Genomic DNA, 252 nt, shown 5'->3' with positions numbered 1-252 from the left:
TCCCGCACCCCGGCGCACCGGCCCCGAGCACCCCTGCCCCGGCATGGGACGCCTCACCCACCGGGCACGGCTTCCCCCAGCCGGGCGGCCCCGCCCCCGCACCGGCGAACCCCAACGCCCAGGGCGGGTACGGCCTCCCGCACCCCGGCGCACCGGCCCCGGATGCTGCACCGGCCGGCTACGGCTTCCCCCAGCCCGGCGCGCCCACCCCGGCCATGCCTCCGACAGGCCCCAACGCCCAAGACGGGTACG

The 252-nt window shown here is 80.6% G+C and carries 1 pseudogene; it reads left to right on the top strand.

What is annotated here, in order from left to right:
- Positions 1 to 252 (top strand): annotated as a pseudogene (locus RB628_RS42110) (FHA domain-containing protein); the annotation flags it as partial.

The sequence above is a fragment of the Streptomyces sp. ADMS genome, from assembly GCF_033441795.1.
In the GTDB taxonomy this organism is placed as follows: domain Bacteria; phylum Actinomycetota; class Actinomycetes; order Streptomycetales; family Streptomycetaceae; genus Streptomyces.
Note: the sequence above shows the minus strand (reverse complement) of the source record. Positions and strands in the feature narration are given on the sequence as shown.